At 44.3% G+C, this 17932-nt stretch carries 17 protein-coding genes and 3 tRNA genes; 12 read left to right on the top strand and 8 right to left on the bottom strand.

The genetic code is table 11. The annotated features are described in order from the left end of the window. Positions 1 to 228 precede the first annotated feature (228 nt). The 3 genes from CRENPOLYSF2_RS13120 to CRENPOLYSF2_RS13110 form a co-directional block, all read right to left on the bottom strand. The gene (locus CRENPOLYSF2_RS13120) at positions 229 to 1404 is read right to left on the bottom strand and encodes an HPP family protein (protein WP_087144396.1); all 1176 of its coding nucleotides are present in this window, start codon (positions 1402 to 1404) and stop codon (positions 229 to 231) included. Positions 1405 to 1420: 16 nt separating this feature from the next. Then, positions 1421 to 2389, bottom strand: coding sequence for a 2Fe-2S iron-sulfur cluster-binding protein (locus CRENPOLYSF2_RS13115; RefSeq protein WP_087144395.1), 969 nt, complete (start codon positions 2387 to 2389; stop codon positions 1421 to 1423). Between the two features lie 67 nt (positions 2390 to 2456). Further along, positions 2457 to 2825, bottom strand: coding sequence for a group I truncated hemoglobin (locus CRENPOLYSF2_RS13110; protein ID WP_087144394.1), 369 nt, complete (start codon positions 2823 to 2825; stop codon positions 2457 to 2459). Between the two features lie 205 nt (positions 2826 to 3030). On the opposite strand from CRENPOLYSF2_RS13110, the gene CRENPOLYSF2_RS13105 reads away from it, so the two are divergent. The 7 genes from CRENPOLYSF2_RS13105 to CRENPOLYSF2_RS13075 all read left to right on the top strand — a co-directional run bounded on the left by CRENPOLYSF2_RS13105 (position 3031) and on the right by CRENPOLYSF2_RS13075 (position 8528). After that, positions 3031 to 3666: a helix-turn-helix transcriptional regulator gene (locus CRENPOLYSF2_RS13105; protein ID WP_087144393.1), complete on the top strand. Its 636-nt coding sequence runs from the start codon at positions 3031 to 3033 to the stop codon at positions 3664 to 3666. Positions 3667 to 3820: 154 nt separating this feature from the next. Continuing rightward, entirely contained in the window at positions 3821 to 5452 is a 1632-nt protein-coding gene (locus tag CRENPOLYSF2_RS13100; protein WP_087144392.1) for a multiheme c-type cytochrome, read from the top strand. 1 nt (position 5453) lies between these two features. Beyond that, positions 5454 to 6488: a hydroxylamine oxidation protein HaoB gene (gene haoB / locus CRENPOLYSF2_RS13095; protein WP_245807994.1), complete on the top strand. Its 1035-nt coding sequence runs from the start codon at positions 5454 to 5456 to the stop codon at positions 6486 to 6488. A 155-nt stretch (positions 6489 to 6643) separates the two neighbouring features. Further along, positions 6644 to 7126: a cytochrome P460 family protein gene (locus CRENPOLYSF2_RS13090; protein ID WP_087144391.1), complete on the top strand. Its 483-nt coding sequence runs from the start codon at positions 6644 to 6646 to the stop codon at positions 7124 to 7126. 40 nt (positions 7127 to 7166) lie between these two features. Then, on the top strand, positions 7167 to 7553 hold the full coding sequence (locus tag CRENPOLYSF2_RS13085) for a hypothetical protein (protein ID WP_087144390.1): 387 nt from the start codon (positions 7167 to 7169) through the stop codon (positions 7551 to 7553). After that, positions 7540 to 8217 (top strand): MarR family winged helix-turn-helix transcriptional regulator, encoded by a 678-nt coding sequence (locus tag CRENPOLYSF2_RS13080; protein ID WP_336469732.1) that lies wholly within the window; start codon positions 7540 to 7542, stop codon positions 8215 to 8217. Before CRENPOLYSF2_RS13085 ends, CRENPOLYSF2_RS13080 begins: the two co-directional genes overlap by 14 nt. Positions 8218 to 8264: 47 nt before the next feature. Further along, a complete protein-coding gene (locus CRENPOLYSF2_RS13075) occupies positions 8265 to 8528 on the top strand; it encodes a DUF2024 family protein (protein WP_087144389.1) in 264 nt (87 codons plus the stop codon). Positions 8529 to 9045: 517 nt separating this feature from the next. Here CRENPOLYSF2_RS13075 and CRENPOLYSF2_RS13070 read toward each other — a convergent pair. From CRENPOLYSF2_RS13070 to CRENPOLYSF2_RS13050, 5 genes are all read right to left on the bottom strand, one after another. Further along, positions 9046 to 9121 (bottom strand) — tRNA-Glu (locus tag CRENPOLYSF2_RS13070). Between the two features lie 60 nt (positions 9122 to 9181). After that, positions 9182 to 9257 (bottom strand) — tRNA-Glu (locus tag CRENPOLYSF2_RS13065). A 20-nt stretch (positions 9258 to 9277) separates the two neighbouring features. Further along, positions 9278 to 9353: transfer RNA gene (locus CRENPOLYSF2_RS13060), tRNA-Ala, on the bottom strand. Positions 9354 to 9399: 46 nt separating this feature from the next. Beyond that, a complete protein-coding gene (gene gltX, locus CRENPOLYSF2_RS13055; protein ID WP_087144388.1) occupies positions 9400 to 10803 on the bottom strand; it encodes a glutamate--tRNA ligase in 1404 nt (467 codons plus the stop codon). Between the two features lie 169 nt (positions 10804 to 10972). Next, positions 10973 to 11488: a SixA phosphatase family protein gene (locus tag CRENPOLYSF2_RS13050; RefSeq protein ID WP_087144387.1), complete on the bottom strand. Its 516-nt coding sequence runs from the start codon at positions 11486 to 11488 to the stop codon at positions 10973 to 10975. A 179-nt stretch (positions 11489 to 11667) separates the two neighbouring features. On the opposite strand from CRENPOLYSF2_RS13050, the gene CRENPOLYSF2_RS13045 reads away from it, so the two are divergent. The 5 genes from CRENPOLYSF2_RS13045 (at position 11668) to CRENPOLYSF2_RS13025 (ending at position 17627) form a co-directional block, all read left to right on the top strand. Continuing rightward, positions 11668 to 13194, top strand: a complete 1527-nt coding sequence (locus tag CRENPOLYSF2_RS13045) for a CHAD domain-containing protein (protein WP_087144386.1) — start codon at positions 11668 to 11670, stop codon at positions 13192 to 13194. A gap of 66 nt (positions 13195 to 13260) precedes the next feature. Further along, complete coding sequence (locus CRENPOLYSF2_RS13040; protein WP_087144385.1) at positions 13261 to 14001, top strand: ParA family protein; 741 nt, start codon at positions 13261 to 13263, stop codon at positions 13999 to 14001. 77 nt (positions 14002 to 14078) lie between these two features. Continuing rightward, positions 14079 to 15800 (top strand): bifunctional ornithine lipid synthase OlsF, encoded by a 1722-nt coding sequence (gene olsF / locus CRENPOLYSF2_RS13035; protein WP_087144384.1) that lies wholly within the window; start codon positions 14079 to 14081, stop codon positions 15798 to 15800. Positions 15801 to 15805: 5 nt separating this feature from the next. Next, positions 15806 to 16825 (top strand): M14 family zinc carboxypeptidase, encoded by a 1020-nt coding sequence (locus CRENPOLYSF2_RS13030; protein ID WP_087144400.1) that lies wholly within the window; start codon positions 15806 to 15808, stop codon positions 16823 to 16825. Beyond that, positions 16815 to 17627 carry an alpha/beta fold hydrolase gene (locus CRENPOLYSF2_RS13025; protein WP_087144383.1) on the top strand — a complete coding sequence of 271 codons (813 nt, stop codon included), beginning with the start codon at positions 16815 to 16817 and terminating at the stop codon, positions 17625 to 17627. The genes CRENPOLYSF2_RS13030 and CRENPOLYSF2_RS13025 overlap by 11 nt, the downstream gene beginning before the upstream one ends. Positions 17628 to 17932: the final 305 nt, after the last annotated feature.

The raw sequence follows: 17932 nt of genomic DNA, 5'->3' as shown, positions 1-17932 counted from the left end.
AGCAAGTTCATGCTTCGACAGGCTCAGCACGAACGGTGGTGGCGTTTAAGTTGTTCAAGTTATTTCATGCACGTTCCTAAACAGAAGCCAAGTAAAGCTGCTCTCGGATACACCGACGTATTAATTTCAGATTCAAGATGAGCCTCACGTTTTTGGAAGGCCGTTTCCAGCGTCCACCGACGACGATATAAAGTAGCCACCGTTACGGCATCAATAGTAGTTGGTAGGTTAGTTTGGGGGTTCTTCCACATGACCCCTATTTAACACTTGGCTATTTGCAAGTGCCGCAATCAAATTAGCCTGATACACCATACCCACCAAGCGATTTTGGTTATTGACTATGGGAATTTGCCGATAGCTTTTATCTGACAACAATGGAATCAGGTCGGCGATATGGCTGTTTTCTGACAGCATTGTAACTGGCATTGCCATAATATGGCCGACTGATTCGGGTTTATCCGTTGATATATTGGGTGTGCGCCGAATAAAAGCTCGAAATTTTTCCGGAAACGTTTCATTGCTATTCACCGTTATGAATTTAAAAAAATCATGCCAGGTAACAATACCAATAATACGCCTCGATTTATCGATAACCGGTAAGGCTTTAAGTTTTTCACGGTGCATTATCTTCCATGCTTCCTCAACTTCCGTTCCGTATTCAACAGCCAATATATTTTTGATCATAATATCGCCACAGGTGATATTTCCTGTGTGGCGTTTAAATCTGCGCGTCTGCACATCGGTTAGTAATTTACTTAGATCACCCGGCGTAACGTCTATAAATCTATCCATATTGTCTAATGCCTGTTCCATATCATGACAAGAAATATCTGTCCTCTGAAAAGGAATGATTGCCGTCTCTTGACTCATGTTTTTAGTGCCCGATTGTTGTAAAAACAATGGATAGTTATAGCCTAACAACCAACGGTTAATAACAATGGCCATTATCAGCATGACCGCCACATTTAACCCGACTGGCATGACTACAAAACTATAGCCCAGCGTCCCAGCCAGAGGATCGCTTGCCATGATGGGGGTTAGTGCTGATGCAGCACCTGGTGGATGAAGACAACGCAACAATAACATGGCTAAAACGCTACCGCCGACGGCATAAGCCGATGCGAAAGCCTTATCGGAAACAAGTTGGGCACAAGCGACACCGATAACCGCCGATACCAGCTGTCCGCCGATCAGTGGCCAAGGTTGCGCCAACGGACTACTGGGAATGATAAATAAAATAACCGCTGAAGCGCCCATAGAAGCCACAAGCATTGGATACGCAGTGGATAAGGTAAATTGTTGCGATACCCATGCCATTACAAGTATGACAGTAAAACACGAGATAACAGAAATAAACTTGCCTTTGAGGCTCAAGTTTACTGGGTCAGCTGGAATAAGGTTCATCGTAATGGCGGCTTGTTCAGCGCGGTGTAATCAGAAATGCATCGGCATAAATATCAGCACTGGCAACACCTTTGAGAAATACCTGTTTTTTCATTTGATTGACCATATCAGGATGGCCGCATAAGAATACCCGCCAGCTTTTTAAATCAGGAAGGAGGGATAAAGCAATTTCGTTAACACGCCCCGCCGCAAAACCTTCCGGTACGTTTTTGCCCGACAAGCACGAGGTATAATGAAAATTGGGGTGCTGCGCGGCAAGCTGGCGCATTTCATCTATCCGGTACAAATCTTCAATGTCACGGCTGCCATGAAAAAGATGAATCGGCCCCGTATGACCCTGAGCCAGTGCATCAGTCAAAATACCTGCCAGCGGCGCTAATCCCGTGCCCGTTCCTACCAACAGCAGTCCCTGTTCACGTCGCTCCGGTAGATAAAAACAATGACCGCGAGGCTCTGAGACGGCTATTGAATCGCCGACGCTAACTTCATCGTGCAACCAGGCACTGAATTTGCCATCTGGCAAACGGCGGATATGAAATTCCAACGTATTGGATTGTTGCGGGATATTGGCGATGGAATAACTGCGCGTTACGCCATCACTTTTTTGTAAATTAACAAATTGCCCCGCCTTAAATTCGAAAGCATCTGCAAAAGCAATAACCAACAGAATGGTATTCCGGTTAAGCAGTGTATTGTCGATGACTGTCCCCATCCGATAAAAATCCGACTGGTCGGGCAGTTTGATCGTCATATCCTGTTCTGGGTAACACTGGCAAGGCAAGAAATAATTCAGCGTTTGCAATGTCTTTTTAAGCCCTGCTTGCGCTGATTGAGGTGGCACTTCGGTACTACGCACCATGCAGCTGTGGCAAGTGCCTTTTTTACAAGCGTAAGAAATATTAATATTTTCCCGCAGCAACGCATCAAGCACGGTCTCGCCAGGCTGGCAGGTATAGTTACTTTCGTCTATGGTTAATGTATACATGGCGTATCCCCTGTAATGCCAAAGCACAAGGACGACACTGTTGTCCTTGTGCCATAAATATTGACCGTTATTGTCCTAAAACATCCTTACGGGTACTTTCAGCAATGGCGGCGGCTTCTGCGATGAGATTGGCCGGTACGTTCAATTCCGTTAACGTAGCCCCCAAATGCTCCATGACGGCGTTAAAATGCTCTTCATTAAGCCCTGATTTCACCAAACGGGAATGGGCATTACGCATATCCTGGCCGGTATAGTTGTTAGGGCCACCGAACGCCATCGTAAAAAATGCTTTTTGCTTGGCGATTTGCTTGTCCATATCGGTGTTGTCAAAAAATCGGTTGATGCGGTAGTCCTCCAAAACTTTGCGGTAAAAAACTTCAACAGCCGCATTAACGGCGGCTTCGCCACCAATTCTTTCGTAAAGTGTTGCGCTCATGGGTGTCTCCTGATTGCTGAATGTATTTATCAGTGTTTTTTCAAGTACAAATAAAAATGTAACCAAATAATATTGGCTGCGGTAAAATAATAGCGAATTAAAACAATTTATACAATATAAATATTATATAACTTTGGTAATATTTCACAGACTGTACTTTACTAAACTGCTATGCTGAAAAAAATTAATATCCTTGGGAAAATTTATGGCTGATCATATTGGTTCGCGTCAGCGCCAACTATTAGAACTGTTGCTTGAAAACAAAGAAGGCCTGTGCATTGATGACATGGCCAAGGCACTCACTATTTCACGTAACGCGGTGCAGCAACATATTTCTGTCTTGGAATTGGAGGGCTATCTTCAGGCTGGGGAACTTAATAAAACAGCGGGGCGGCCAGTACGGCGCTATGTGTTGACTGAAGCCGGAATCAACAGCTTCCCAAAGCAATACGCCTGGTTTTCCATGCTTATGCTGGGGGATTTAAAAAACGAAATCGGTTCAGAAGCGTTTCAGCGTTATATGTCTAAACTGGGTGATAACTTGTCACAGAGCTATAAGTACCGGTTTACTGGCAAACCGGCAGATGAGCGGCGAGAAGAATTATTAAAAATAATGGACGATTTGGGTTTTAAGACTGGCAGCAAGACTGATTTGGACAGCAACGACCCAACAACCATTAAAGCCTACAACTGTATATTCCACGACCTGGCTCAAAAACATAATGAAATTTGCCAATTTGACATAGCCTTGATGACTTCTTTACTGGAGAAAGATGTCGAACTTGTCGAGTGTATGGCTAAAGGTAGCGGGGCGTGTTGCTTTAAAATCCTCAACAAATAGCCACCATCTGTAAATAAGCTATTACCGACCGGTATAATTTATCGATCCGGTATCATTACCTATGGCGGAATTAAAGATAAAAATTATTTTCTGTTAAATATAATTTTGATTCGCTATAATAAAATCGATTTGATCTAGTCTAACGGGGAAAACGATGAAAACTACGCTGTCTTTTTTGTTGACCATGCTGTTTTTATGTCTAACGTGGCGTAGTGGAATCGGCACTGCCTTTGCTGCCAGAGCCGATTTCGAACAAGTCAAAAAAAATTATTACGCGACACATCCAGGTAAGGGTAGCCACGGCGAATATTGGCAGCCAATTCCGATTCAAAGCTATTGGAATCCGAAAGATTTTTATAAGCCACCGAAAACTGTACAAGGTGAGTTTAGTCAGGAAAATTGTGTGGGCTGTCATGAGGCAATAACTCCTGGGGCTTATCACGCCTGGAAAAAAAGTGTACACAGCGATTTGACGGCAATACGAAATTTACCCGATAGCGGTGTGCGTGCTTATAAAAAAGCCAAACTGTTAGAAGTTGAAAACAATCTGCATGAACTAGGTTTGCTGGACAAAGCTCAGCCGCTTGAGCAGGTCGGTTGTATTGACTGTCACGGTGGATTGGGTAAAAAAACCATCGATCACGCTAAAGATTTAATCATGCCAGACCGTGCCGCATGCGGTACTTGTCATCAAAACGAATTTGCGGAAGCTGAATCAGAAAAAAACCAGGAATGGCCGCAAAAGCAATGGGAAAAAGGCCATCCTTCTCACGCCGTTGATTGGGCGGCCAATGTAGAAAACGCGGTTTGGGCGGCAATGCCGGAGCGGGAAGTTGCGCAAGGTTGCGATTCTTGCCATTACCAGCAAAACAAATGTGACGGCTGCCACACCCGCCACACTTTTTCGGTAGCAGAGGCGAGACAACCAGAAGCCTGTGCTACTTGTCATAATGGCGCTGACCATAATGAGTTTGAAAACTTTATGCTGTCCAAACACGGCACTCAGTTTCTGACGATGGGCAAAAGCCAATGGAATTTTGAAGTGCCTTTAAAAGATGCTATTACCAAGGGCGGCTATACCGCACCGACGTGTCAAATGTGCCATTTCGAATTTCATGGCGAGTATTCGCATAATTTAGTACGAAAAGTACGCTGGGGCTTCAATCCAACCCCTGCTATTGCGGATAATTTATCGCATCCGTGGTTTGAAGACCGCAAAAAAGCCTGGGTGCAAACCTGTACCTTGTGCCATTCAGAAAGTTTTGCCAAAGCGTATCTGGATACCGCCGACAAAGGCACTATCCAAGGGCTAAAGGTAGAGCAAGATGCTAAAAATATCATCAAAGCACTCTATAAAGACGGCTTACTCACAGGGCAAGCAACTAATCGTCCTTCACCACCCACCCCTGAAAAAGATGATGCGGGTGGTTTTTTTCAATTGTTCTGGGCAAAAGGCAATAACCCAAGTCATGTTGAAAGAGTGTATGCCGATATGTGGGAACATGATCTGATTAAACATTACAAGGGTATTTTTCATGCTAATCCAGGCGGTTATACCTATACCGAAGGCTGGTCTGCGCTCATGCGTGATTATGCCGAAATTATGGATGAGGACACCCGCTTGCGCGAGGCCGCTAGGAATAAATCTGATGTTAAAATTGCTCAGACAATTGCAGCCGAGGATGACAAAGTTAATTACGGTAAGTTATTGGCTTCGTTGGTATTGATCCTGATCGGACTTTTTGTGGGCTATCTTGCTATTAAGCCCAAACAGGAAGGAAAATAACATGATGGCTCAGCGCGTTAAAATGTCCGTGATGGCGTTAAAAATGACAATACTGTTATTAATGTGTGGTGTGCTAATGTCGTTTGGCAGTATGTTGTTGGTTCGGCAAATTCGGCTCGCTTTTTTTGATAACAGCGAGCCAGGGCAAACCTTGCCAACACAATTAAGCGTCAGATATAGCAAGCGGCAACCCGCTAATCTACAAGGTGCGTTTACAGCAGATTCTGTTGATGACTACGCTATGCAACGGGATGGCAAGGACACCTTCAGCCTTTTAGTGGCACATTATAAAGACCACGATAACCAACAACACCGCGCCGTATTGTTTCCTAAAAGCACACAAGAGACCGGCCTGTTGCCAAGCTCAACCGAACTACGCCAAACCATTTGGCAAGCGGCCGCTAAGGCCATAAGCCAGAATACACCGAAAGACGCACTGATCTTGAGTTGGTGGGATGATGGCCAGCGCATCCATTTTTTAAGTGGACGGGATGCTTGGCTAAACAAGCCGGGCAAAGAAACCTTTATTAGTCCGGTGTGGAAAAACTTACAGGACAATTTGTTTTTGGCTACAGATGCCGAGCGCCAACAGTTATCTAAAATGGCACGTTGGCTGACGATGGACAGTGATAAGGCTTTGGCAGAAATGCGCACATTTTTTGGTGCATCCAGGTCAATTTATTTGCTCGTTAATAATGATCTGCTCATGCGCCTTGGTGAAATGATTGATTATGGCGGCACACCGCTGTCATTTAACTCAAAAGTTGTACCGGCGCATGATAACTTGCATGGCGACATTTCTCAGATCAAACAGTGGGCCTATGAAGAAGGCGACGGCAATTATCTGGTTCAAAAAGAAGGTCTTAATTATCATCTTTGGGGGACACCGAAACTGTCGGGAACAGAAAAAAATTCCTTGATTGTGCGATTACTGCCTTTTGTCGATTCCTTAAAAAAGCTACCCGATGGTGTGCAATTGGTTTATCAAAGCAACTGGGGTGGGTATTTGTCGATATACAAAATTGAATTGAAATAACCAGTTGAATTTAAAAAGATAGTTAGCGAATTTATGTTTTATACAATATCGATTCGAAATTTTATTGACAAATCTCACGGATAGTATTAAAAAGACCCTAATAATTTCGAATCGAAATTATTAGGGTCGATAATTTAGTTTATGGAGATAACATCATGAAATCAAAATTGCTGGTGGCTTTAGTGAGTGTGTTAGTTGCCGTTGCTACAAACAGCTATGCTGGAAAGGACGGCGTAGATTTTCCTCAAGGCTACAGAAACTGGCTGCATGTCAAGTCCATGTTGATACAACCTGGTCATGCCTTAGAAAACCCTTTTCAGGGTATCCACCATATTTACGCCAATGGCAAGGCGGCTACTGGCTTAAAAACAGGGACTTATGCCGACGGCTCAGTATTGGTGTTTGACCTTCTGAATTATGCGGAAAAAGACAAAACCATCCAGGAAGGCGAACGCAAACTGGTCGGCATCATGCATAAGGATTCGGCGAAATACTCAGGAACAGGTGGTTGGGGCTTCGAAGGCTTTGCAGGTAACAGTAAAACCGAACGCCTGGTAAAAGATGGCGGCAAATCCTGTTTTGGCTGCCATGCGCCAGAAAAAGGTAAAGATTATGTTTTTTCGGCGCTGCGTGATTGATCCTGCAATAGACAAATAACAATAAATATAAGGGGAAATAATGAATCTAATCAGGCTGGGTATGGTGTTTTTTCTGACTTGTTTTTGGGTGGCTAATAGCCATGCAGCAGGGTCGCCTGTCAATGAGGATTTTTCATTAGTCATAGAGTTGAGTGACAATATGATTGCAATGGCCAAAGCAGGCAATAAAGAAGGCTTTGTTGAGCTGGCGGATTCTGCGTTAAAACTGTCTGAAGCGCAGCGCAGAGATAATTCCATGGCAATTGACCGGTTTAGACCCAAGTTAAGAGCTGCCAAAAAAGCCGGCAAAGCCGGTGATTTTGACAATGCCATCAAACTAATAGAAGAAGCAAAATTATTAATGCATCCATCCCCCGCCTTGTGGGATGGCAGCACAACACCCGACATGTGGGATGGAGGTTCTTAATTGGTTTACCCATAACACAGACAAATTCGCAGTACGTCTGGGGGTAATTTTTGATAAGATTCGCCCTTACATTGTTAACTTAAGCATTATGGAAACAATAGACGTATTCGATTTGATTGAGCGTATGTCGGCTTTAATCCGTTCCGAGGAACGGAAAAAATGCGCGGCTTTGGGGTTACAGGCCGTCCATTTACAGGCATTAAACTACATATTGCGTTGTAACCGGTACAGTGACACGCCAGCTGCGCTCACCAATTATCTGGGTATGACGCGGGGTACGGTGTCTCAAACCCTGTCTTTGTTGGAAAAAAAAGGCTACATCACAAAAACCACCGATATACATGACCGCCGCGTTATCCACTTGGAATTGTCTAAAGAAGGCAAAAACATTTTGGAGCAAGCCAGACCAGCAGAATTATTTATCAAGGCCAGCGCCTTGCTGAAACAAAAGGAAAATATTGAAGACTACGAAACAACTTTTTCTAATGCGCTGACAGCCTTACAAAAAGCCAACCAATCACAATCATTTGGCCAATGTAAGACCTGCCATTATTTCACCACAACAGATGATGGTTTTTTATGCGGCCTCACCCGACAACCGTTATCACAAAGTGATAGCGAAAAAATATGCCAGGAACACACAGTCGTATTACGAGGCATTTAAATAACGCCCTCCCTATCGATTTATTTTGAAAATAAGGAAAATATCTTATGAGCCAATCACATGTATTTGACACCTACGCCAAAACAGCCCAGGGTAAAATTATGCACTTTGATGTTATTCTGGGTGAAAAAGATGCGGCCAAAGCCTTAAATTCCGCTAAAATATGGTTAGAAAGCATTGGCGTGCATGATGCTGTCGTGACACAGGAAAATTGCCTGTTTTGTCACAGCACTGAAGCACCACCAGAATTAAAAAAACAAATCGACAGTCAAGGTTATGGTATTTACAAGCTGGAGGGTTGCCAAAAATAAGGCTCCCTTCATTTTCCAGTTAACAGTTTGACAAATATTTCTCAGGTGTTGTGATATTCATTTGCAAAAATCATACACCAGGAGAATGCCATTAAATTCGTCAGACCAGCTCTTTCAAGGTGTCGCTATAGTTTTCGTGTTATTTTTTCGCTGAAACAATCGTTAAATTCTGAAATTAGGCTTTTACATCGTGTTTTTTGATTTTTGAATACCAGTCATTCAAAATTTACGGCACATGGTTTTTTTACTGATTGATAAAATATTTTTTAATATAATAACAATGGCTTATATTCTATCTTTAGAGCCGTGTCACTACCTTGAAAGGGCTGTTCAAGAAGCCCACACCCAAAAAATCTTACGATCCCAAACAACCGCATTGTTCTACCAAACGATTGCTTCCGAAAAAGAAGAATAACACAGAAAATATGGTGACACCTTGAAAGGGCTGAGCCTAAAGCCTTAATTGAAAAATCATCAGGCATAAAAAAAGCTTATCAACGATAAGCTTTTTTATAAATGGCGTCCCCAAGGGGGTTCGAACCCCTGTTACCGCCGTGAAAGGGCAGTGTCCTAGGCCGCTAGACGATGGGGACTAAAACTGTTGGCTGTAAAGCCGCTGAATGACATGAACGCATCTAAACGTGTAAGCTAGATGGCGTCCCCAAGGGGGTTCGAACCCCTGTTACCGCCGTGAAAGGGCAGTGTCCTAGGCCGCTAGACGATGGGGACTAGTCAATCAGTTTTCTTTTTGGTGGAGCCAAGCGGGATCGAACCGCTGACCCCCTGCATGCCATGCAGGTGCTCTCCCAGCTGAGCTATGGCCCCAAGTAAAGAGCGGGTATTTTATAGTAAACCCGCCACAAATCCAAGTCTAATTTACAGACTTTATATAATCAATCGCTTTTACGATACGCACCAAGGTTTTTTCTTGCCCTAATAAGGCCAAGGTAATATCAATGGCCGGAGAAACTGCCGAGCCACACACGGCCACCCGTAACGGCTGCGCGACTTTACCTAAACCCAGCGTCATGCTTTCAGCAACGCTATGTACCACTTGATGCAAGATTTCTTTTTCCCATTCCGTGATAGCGGCAAATGCCTCATGCAGACGTGTTAACACGGCAATAGCGTCCACAGTAAGGTTTTTCTTGGCGGATTTTTCTTCATAGTTATCAAAATCCTTGTAGAAATACACGCTGGCAGCTGCCATTTCCACCAAGGTTTTACTGCGCTCGCGTTGTGCAAGCACCATCTCCGTTAAGCTTGGCCCTGTGGATGGGTCAATCCCCAGTTGCTCAATATGCCAGCTTAAGTGCCCTGCTACGTGGCCAGGGTCGGCGTGCATAATGTAATGATGATTGAGCCATAACAGCTTTTCCATGTTGAATGTAGAGGCCGAGCCGTTGACATCGGCCAAGTCAAAATGTTCTATCATCTCTGCGGTGGAAAAAATTTCTTGATCGCCATGCGACCAGCCTAAGCGCACCAAATAATTCAACAAGGCTTCCGGTAGATAGCCGTCATCGCGAAACTGCATCACACTGACCGCACCATGTCGCTTAGATAGCCTTGCACCGTCAGAGCCCAGTATCATCGGTAAATGCGCGTATTCGGGCACGCTTGCAGCCAAAGCTTGCAGAATATTCATCTGCCGTGGTGTGTTATTGATATGATCATCGCCGCGAATAACATGGGTGATTTTCATATCCATGTCGTCCACCACCACGGTGAGATTGTACGTGGGCGTGCCGTCGGTTCTTGCAATAATTAAATCGTCTAGCTCTTTATTGGCGACAATTATCTCACCTTTCACTAAATCGGGAATGCTGACTACGCCATCGACTGGATTTTTAAAACGCACCACGGCATCTACCCTTGGGTGGGCTTTGCCAGAATGTCTGCATTTACCGTTGTAGCGTGGTTTTTCTTTATTGGCCATTTGGTCGGCGCGTAATTGCTCCAACTCATCTTTGCTACAGGTGCAATAATAAGCATCGCCTTGATCAATCAGGGTTTGGATGATTGCTTTGTAGCGCTCAAAATGCTGGGTTTGGTAGAAAGGCCCTGCATCGTAATCTAATCCTAGCCAGCTCATGCCTTGTAAAATGGCATCGACCGACTCCTGTGTTGAGCGCTCTAAATCGGTGTCTTCAATGCGTAAGATAAATGTGCCGCCGTGTTTACGGGCATACAACCAAGAGAATAATGCGGTACGTGCGCCGCCTACGTGAAGATAGCCGGTGGGGCTGGGGGCAAATCGGGTGGTTATAGTCATGATTTTGTATTTTATGAAAAAATGTTGCGTGCTTAAACGCTATTTTACCAACAAATTCATGTTATTTACGGTTAAAACGATAAAGCTAACTTTAGCACCTTTGTGATCATGACAACGTGTCCTAAAAAATGGAAGCTTCGATTAATGTATACACCATCGCCTAAACAATTTAATCTTCTTCAAATAAAGTTTTAGGGTGGGTAATCCAGAGCAGTTTTGCGCAACCTTGCTCTAACCGTGTCCAGTCATCAGGTAACTGTAATCGTGCCAAAGCACCTGTTGGCAGTAATTTTTCAATCTCAAATAAATCATTATCATTAACCAGATAAGTGATAAGCTTTTCAAATTCTGGGTTATGACCAACCATTAAAACCTGTTTAAACGTGCTAGGACAATCAGCCAGCACCGATTTTACGCGAAATAAACCTTCGTCATACAGGCGTTTTTCTTGCTTAATATCTTGATGATGTATACCGATAACATCACAGACTATTTTTGTTGTTGTTATTGCGCGTATGGCCGGAGAGCTGATAACGTAATCGGGCCTTAAAGCATTTTCGTTGAGCCATTGCCCTATGCGGGTAGCATCGCGTTTACCACGTTTTTTTAACACGCGGTCATAATCTTCGTCACCGTTTAAGTGTTCGGCCTTGCCGTGACGCAGCAACCACAGTTCTCTACTCATGATTTTTTATACCGTTAGTTATGGATGAATTCGGTGACAGCCGATATTTTAAAAACACAGGCCATAAATTGTATCGTCTGAGTATTTATGAGTAAACTGCACCCGTTGTCATCAAATATTAACACTGGAATATTACAGTTATGTGTAAATGACAACTACCAAAGCACCCTAAACTATTTATGGTTACACATTTTGAATTACCCGCTCATGTAACGGCTGAACAGCTAATTGCCAGCGTATCCGAGCAAAGTAGCCTTCACCTTGTTTCCAAGCACCCCGTTTTAAAAACCTATTACGACAGCTTTGACTGGCGTTTATATCGCCATGATATTATTTGTGAATTTAGCCAATCAACACAGGCCTCGATATTACAGTTAAGCCATCGAAAAACCTCTGAGCTTATTGCCAGCACAACATTAATTGAAGTACCCTCATTCAGCACTCAGTTTAGCGCAGATAAAATGCGCCAAATCCTGGAGCCTGTGCTTGAAATGCGGGCATTACGCGCTATTTGCCATGTGGAATGCCTTGTTTATCAGTTTGATATCGTTAATAATGATGAAAAAACTGTCTTACGAATACAGATCGAAGAATTTGAGCGATTCAATCATCGGCTCAGCTTATTCCCGATTAAAGGTTATGATAAAGTTGCTGGACGCATTGTAGAGGTTATCGCGGAACAGCTGAAATTATGCGCTATTGATAGGCCTTTGCTGCTGGATATTTTAAAATCACAAAGCCGCCATCCCAAAGATTATTCATCCAAACTGGATATTCCACTTAGCCCTGACATGCGTGCCGACATCGCCAGTAAGCTGATATTCAGCAATTTATTACACATGCTTAAAGTCAATGAATCCGGCACTATAGCTAATATTGACACTGAGTTCCTACATGATTTTAGAGTGGCGGTCAGAAGAACCCGTGTTGGCCTCAGTCAGGTTAAAAACACCTTGCCCGACGATATTGTCGTCCGGTTTAAAGAATTTTTTTCCTGGCTAGGCCAGATCACCAGCGAAACCCGTGATCTGGATGTGTATCTATTGAATTTTGAATATTACAAAAAGCAAGTGCCGGTTGATTTGCGTGCTAGCCTTGATCTATTGCATGAATTATTAGCTGCCAAACAACGTCAGGCACAAAAGCAACTGGCAAAACATCTGCGCTCTGCTCGCTATTCAACTTTATTAGCCGCTTGGGAAGCGTATCTGGGATCAACACCGAATAATAAGCCAACGCAAGTGGATGCCAAATTAACCATTAAAGCCTTGGCTGACCTGCGAATCTGGAAAGTTTACAAGCGTGTCATCAAAGAAGGCGAAGCTATCGATCAGCACACGCCGCCAGAAGCACTGCACAGATTACGCAAAACCTGCAAAAAACTGCGCTATTTAATGGAATTTTTTCAGCATCTGTATGCAGAGCGCCGTATCACCAGTTTAATTAAGCAGTTGAAACGATTGCAAGATGTTTTGGGCGATTATCAAGATTACGCCACTCAACAACAAAAGCTCATGCACTTTAGCCAGGAAATGCAGGTCAGCAATGCACCGGATAAAACCATTATGGCAATGGCGCTGTTGATTGAGGATTTTGACAAACGCAAAAACAAAATACGCGATCATTTTACCTGGCAATTTTCCGCCTTTAAAAAGCCCGAAAATCATACGGTTTTTCATGCGCTGTTTGCAACACATCATTCATAAGCCGGGGTCTCGTTAGGCCATAAACGATGGTTATTCGCCACACCCATTATCAAACGTGAGGTTGTCATGAAAGTATTGGCTTTATACAGCATTAAAGGCGGCGTGGGCAAAACAGCCGGTGCAGTTAATCTGGCGTTTAATGCCGCACAAGCGGGTTATCGTACTCTGGTTTGGGATTTGGATCCACAAGCTGCTAGCAGTTATTATTTTCGTATCAAGCCAAAAATTAAGGGCGGCAGCAAAAATTTAATTGCTGGCAAACACGAACTGGATGTGCTGATTAAAGGCACTGATTTTGATAATCTGGATTTGATCCCTGTCGATTTTTCATTTAGGAACGTGGATTTACTGCTGGATGACCAAAAAAAGCCCACTAAGCAAATCAAAAAACGCCTTAAACCGTTGGCCGACAGCTACGATTTTATTTTTTTGGATTGCCCACCGAGTATTTCCCTGTTGTCGGAAGCCATTTTTGAAGCGGCGGATGTGTTGCTGTCGCCCATTATTCCAAGTACGTTGTCGTTAAGGACTTTAGTGCAGCTAAAGGAATTTATTGATGATCACGCGCTAACCCATGCCCAATTACTGCCATTTTTTTCTATGGTGGATAGCCGAAAAAAAATGCACAAAGACATTATGCAGCAAGTGCTGGCTGATTATCCGGCTACTTTAAAAACCACTATACCGTGCGCCAGTGATATTGAACGCATGGGTGTGGAACGTATGCCACTGGGTGCTTACAGCAAAAGCCGTTCTGCGCGAGCTTACGCTGAACTCTGGCAGGAAATTTTGATGCGTTTGGCATAGGGTAATCAGTACAGTCATTTCATTGTCATATTCCATCCTTATACTGGCAAGACCTGATAGCGAACACTGGTCTTGCCATGATTGATGCTGAACAGCTTTTGAAAGAAATTTACCCCAATTTAAAATTTGGCAAAGATAATAAGCTCATCGTCAGCGCCTTAAAAAAACTGCTGCACCAGGATGACTTGAATGAATTTATTGCCAAACACCAACATCTGCGCGGCTTTGCCTTTCTGGACAAATTGCTGCTGCATTTTAAATTTAATTACCAGGTCAGTGGCGACTCGATTAACCATATTCCTTCGGAAGGCCGTTTGCTGATTGTCGCCAATCATCCACTGGGCACATTGGACGGCTTGGCCTTGCTTAAACTGGTGCGTTCGGTGCGGCCTGATGTGCGTATTGTTGCCAACCGTGTATTGCTGCACATGGCGCATTTGCAATCGGTGTTTTTGCCGGTGGATGTGCTGACCGATAAGCAAAGCCTTAAACAAAGCTATAAAGCCATGCTGAAGGCGCTTGAAAATGACGAGGCCATCATTATTTTTCCGGCCGGTGAAGTGGCGCGGATTACGCCTAAAGGCATCGTTGATGGCCAATGGCAAAATGGCTTTATCAAGCTGGCCAAAAAAAGCTATAGCCCTGTCCTGCCTATCCATATCAAAGCCAAAAACTCGGCCTTATTTTATAGTCTATCGATGCTCTATAAGCCCTTGGGTACTTTCATGCTGGTCAGTGAAATGTTCAACAAAAAGCATCAGGACATTAAATTCAAGATTGGTGCGCCGGTGCCAGCGAATGCGTTTTTTGACAGCAAGGAAAGTAACAAAATCCTCAGTCGCCGGTTTCGAAAACACGTACTTAATCTGGGTAAAAAAGCCCACAAGCCTTTGTTTGAAACTGTCGAAACTGTGGTGCATCCCGGCGATACCAAGGCCATAAAAAAAGCTTTGTACTGTTCCCGGTTGCTCGGTGGAACCCGCGACGGCAAAAAAATATTCCTCTATCAGTTTCAGGATGATTGTCCGGTGATGCAAGAAATCGCCAGGCTTCGAGAGCTGACCTTCAGGAGCGTGGAAGAGGGCACAGGATTTTCCTTTGACCTGGACAAATTCGATGTCTATTACCAGCATATCGTGTTGTGGGATGACAAGGATCTGGAAATAGTCGGCGCTTATCGGGTAGGTGATGGTCCAGAAATTATGGCCACACGCGGCGTGGACGGTTTTTACACGCAATCCTTGTTTGATTTGCGCGGTGAATTTGAAGCCTTGTTACCGAACAGTATTGAACTGGGGCGCAGCTTTGTGCAGCCGCGTTACTGGGGTCAGCATAGCCTGGAGTATCTCTGGTATGGTATCGGCGCGTATTTGCGTGAGCAACCGGAGATTAAATACCTGTTTGGTCCGGTCAGTATCAGCAATGCCTACCCGCACAGAGCCAAGGAATTAATCGTTGGTTTTTATCAACAGCAATTTGGCAACTCATCGTCACAAGCCAAAGCCAGGATGCCGTTTGTCATTTCTGAACAATGCAGCCAATTTGTTGCTAGCGAATTTACCAATGATTACGCCACTAGCTTTAAAGTTCTGAACAGCGAACTGAAAAAACTGGGCGTTAAAGTACCCATGCTCTACAAGCAATACGTGGATCTGTGTGTTGACAAAGGCTGCCATTTTATTGACTTTAACATTGACCCTGATTTTAACCAGTGTATCGATAGCTTAATTATGGTCGAGATCGATAAAATTACCCCTAAAAAACGCTTGCGCTATATCGAAAAATCCCTGGTAAATTGAGCTTGATAACCGGCAAGCTTTTCCCAGAATTACGACAACTTGAGGTTTTGATCGGGCAACTTGGCAACCGGGCACAAGTGCAAATACTGGATAACATTCACTATCGCGGGCAAACATTTCCCATTTATTGCATTATCTTGGGTTCTAAAAATCCGGCTGTGCCAGTGTTGGGCTTATTCGGCGGGGTACACGGGCTGGAAAAAATCGGTTCCGAAGTCATACTGGCTTATATGCAAACGCTCAGCCAATTGCTGGATTGGGATGAGGAACTCAATGCCCGTTTGGAAAAATCGCGTTTGGTGTTTGTGCCTATCGTCAATCCGGTTGGCGTGTATCGCAATACACGCAGTAACGGCAACAACGTGGACTTGATGCGTAATGCACCCATAGAAGGCATCGGCAATACCAAACTTTACAGTGGCCAGCGCATTAGCCCGATACTGCCTTGGTATCGTGGCGATACTTTGGCAATGGAAGCCGAAGCGCAAGTTTTATGCAAGATTGTACGCCAACAATTGTTTAGCGCACCGCTATCCATCGCGCTGGATTTGCATTCTGGCTTTGGCTTGCGTGACCGCTTATGGTTTCCTTACGCGCACAGCAAAAAACCGTTTGCCAGTATTGCGCAAACCTATGCCTTAAAAAAGTTGTTTGATCGCTGCTACCCACAGCATATTTACAAGATAGAACCCATGAGCCTGGAGTATGTCATTAACGGTGATTTATGGGATTTTTTGTATGACGAATTTATGGCGCACAGCGACAGCCAGCGATTATTTATACCTTTAACCTTGGAGATGGGATCGTGGTCCTGGCTGAGAAAAAATCCGTTGCACTTGTTCCATCGGCATGGCTTATTTCATCCGGTATTGCCGCATAGACAACAGCGGGTTATGCGACGGCATTTTACGTTATTGGATTTTTTGCACCGCAGTTTGCTGTTCCCCAAACCATGGGCAGATTTGGATACAGAGCAGCAGAATTGCTATTATCAACAAGCATTGGGGTTGTGGTATGACGGATAACGGTTTAGCGACCAATTGGTTATTGTTACGCGGTTTGTCACGCGAAGTTGAGCACTGGGGTGATTTTCCCGCCATCTTGCAGAGGAATTTTCCAGGGGCTAGTGTCCATACCTTGGACTTACCTGGCACAGGCTACCTATACCAGCAAGAATCGCCCAACCGCATTGCCGGTATTACCGATGCGGTTCGCCTGCAAGCCCTAGAACAAGGTTTATTGCAACAGCCGTTGACTTTGCTGGCCTATTCGTTGGGTGGTATGGTGGCCTGGGACTGGATGCAAAGATACCCAGGCGAGATTAACGGCGGGGTATTGCTGAACACCAGCTTTGCCAATTTAAACCCGTTTTATCAGCGTCTGCGCTGGCAAAGCTACCGTCAATTTTTGGGCTTGTTTTTGCAAACTAATCTGCACAGACGTGAAACAGCCCTCTTAAAACTGGTCAGTAACCGTAAGGATGTCGGCGGTTTTATTGCCAGCGAATGGACAAAAATCCAGCAACACCGGCCTGTCAGCATAAAAAATAGCTTACGCCAAATAATGGCGGCGGCAGCTTACCGATCGGGTAAACAAAAACCTGTCCAGCCAGTCCTGTTACTGAGCAGCCAAAAAGATTATTTGGTATCCTCGGCGTGCTCTGTTGCTATCCAAAAACGCTGGCAACTTGACCTGAGAGTTCACCCTTGGGCCGGGCATGATCTTTGCCTGGATCAACCGCTGTGGGTGGTGGATAAAATTAAACGCTGGGCAGAAAATATCACACCGTCATCAAATCTTCATCAAGCTGTCACCGCACTGTCATAAGACAAAGTTAGAGTGTAGCTAAAGATTTTTAATTTCAATTACACGAAGCAAGAACTTGAATGCTATTGAAAAGAGTGCAAGTGGATTGTCGGCATCAAGGATGGTGAGCTTGTCCATCTTGGATACCGGCAATCCACTTGCCCCCTTTAAAAAGTTTGTTTCATCAACTAACAAACGATGTCTAGTGTCCCTCGCAGTCCTGAAGTAAATGCTCAAAGGCCACTCAGTGGCCTTTTTTTATAGCATTAGTCAATTTAACTGTCTGTCATCATCCCGTCACAGTCTAACTGTAAAGTTTCACTTTT

Source organism: Crenothrix polyspora (assembly GCF_900163755.1).
GTDB lineage: Bacteria > Pseudomonadota > Gammaproteobacteria > Methylococcales > Methylomonadaceae > Crenothrix > Crenothrix polyspora.
Note: the sequence above shows the minus strand (reverse complement) of the source record. Positions and strands in the feature narration are given on the sequence as shown.

What these genes read in the sequence shown, in the direction of transcription:
- CRENPOLYSF2_RS13120 (WP_087144396.1), bottom strand. Translation starts at nt 1,404, where the DNA reads ATGAACCTTATTCCAGCTGACCCAGTAAACTTGAGCCTCAAAGGCAAG.
- CRENPOLYSF2_RS13115 (WP_087144395.1), bottom strand. Translation starts at nt 2,389, where the DNA reads ATGTATACATTAACCATAGACGAAAGTAACTATACCTGCCAGCCTGGC.
- CRENPOLYSF2_RS13110 (WP_087144394.1), bottom strand. Translation starts at nt 2,825, where the DNA reads ATGAGCGCAACACTTTACGAAAGAATTGGTGGCGAAGCCGCCGTTAAT.
- CRENPOLYSF2_RS13105 (WP_087144393.1), top strand. Translation starts at nt 3,031, where the DNA reads ATGGCTGATCATATTGGTTCGCGTCAGCGCCAACTATTAGAACTGTTG.
- CRENPOLYSF2_RS13100 (WP_087144392.1), top strand. Translation starts at nt 3,821, where the DNA reads ATGAAAACTACGCTGTCTTTTTTGTTGACCATGCTGTTTTTATGTCTA.
- haoB (WP_245807994.1), top strand. Translation starts at nt 5,454, where the DNA reads ATGATGGCTCAGCGCGTTAAAATGTCCGTGATGGCGTTAAAAATGACA.
- CRENPOLYSF2_RS13090 (WP_087144391.1), top strand. Translation starts at nt 6,644, where the DNA reads ATGAAATCAAAATTGCTGGTGGCTTTAGTGAGTGTGTTAGTTGCCGTT.
- CRENPOLYSF2_RS13085 (WP_087144390.1), top strand. Translation starts at nt 7,167, where the DNA reads ATGAATCTAATCAGGCTGGGTATGGTGTTTTTTCTGACTTGTTTTTGG.
- CRENPOLYSF2_RS13080 (WP_336469732.1), top strand. Translation starts at nt 7,540, where the DNA reads ATGGAGGTTCTTAATTGGTTTACCCATAACACAGACAAATTCGCAGTA.
- CRENPOLYSF2_RS13075 (WP_087144389.1), top strand. Translation starts at nt 8,265, where the DNA reads ATGAGCCAATCACATGTATTTGACACCTACGCCAAAACAGCCCAGGGT.
- gltX (WP_087144388.1), bottom strand. Translation starts at nt 10,803, where the DNA reads ATGACTATAACCACCCGATTTGCCCCCAGCCCCACCGGCTATCTTCAC.
- CRENPOLYSF2_RS13050 (WP_087144387.1), bottom strand. Translation starts at nt 11,488, where the DNA reads ATGAGTAGAGAACTGTGGTTGCTGCGTCACGGCAAGGCCGAACACTTA.
- CRENPOLYSF2_RS13045 (WP_087144386.1), top strand. Translation starts at nt 11,668, where the DNA reads ATGGTTACACATTTTGAATTACCCGCTCATGTAACGGCTGAACAGCTA.
- CRENPOLYSF2_RS13040 (WP_087144385.1), top strand. Translation starts at nt 13,261, where the DNA reads ATGAAAGTATTGGCTTTATACAGCATTAAAGGCGGCGTGGGCAAAACA.
- olsF (WP_087144384.1), top strand. Translation starts at nt 14,079, where the DNA reads ATGATTGATGCTGAACAGCTTTTGAAAGAAATTTACCCCAATTTAAAA.
- CRENPOLYSF2_RS13025 (WP_087144383.1), top strand. Translation starts at nt 16,815, where the DNA reads ATGACGGATAACGGTTTAGCGACCAATTGGTTATTGTTACGCGGTTTG.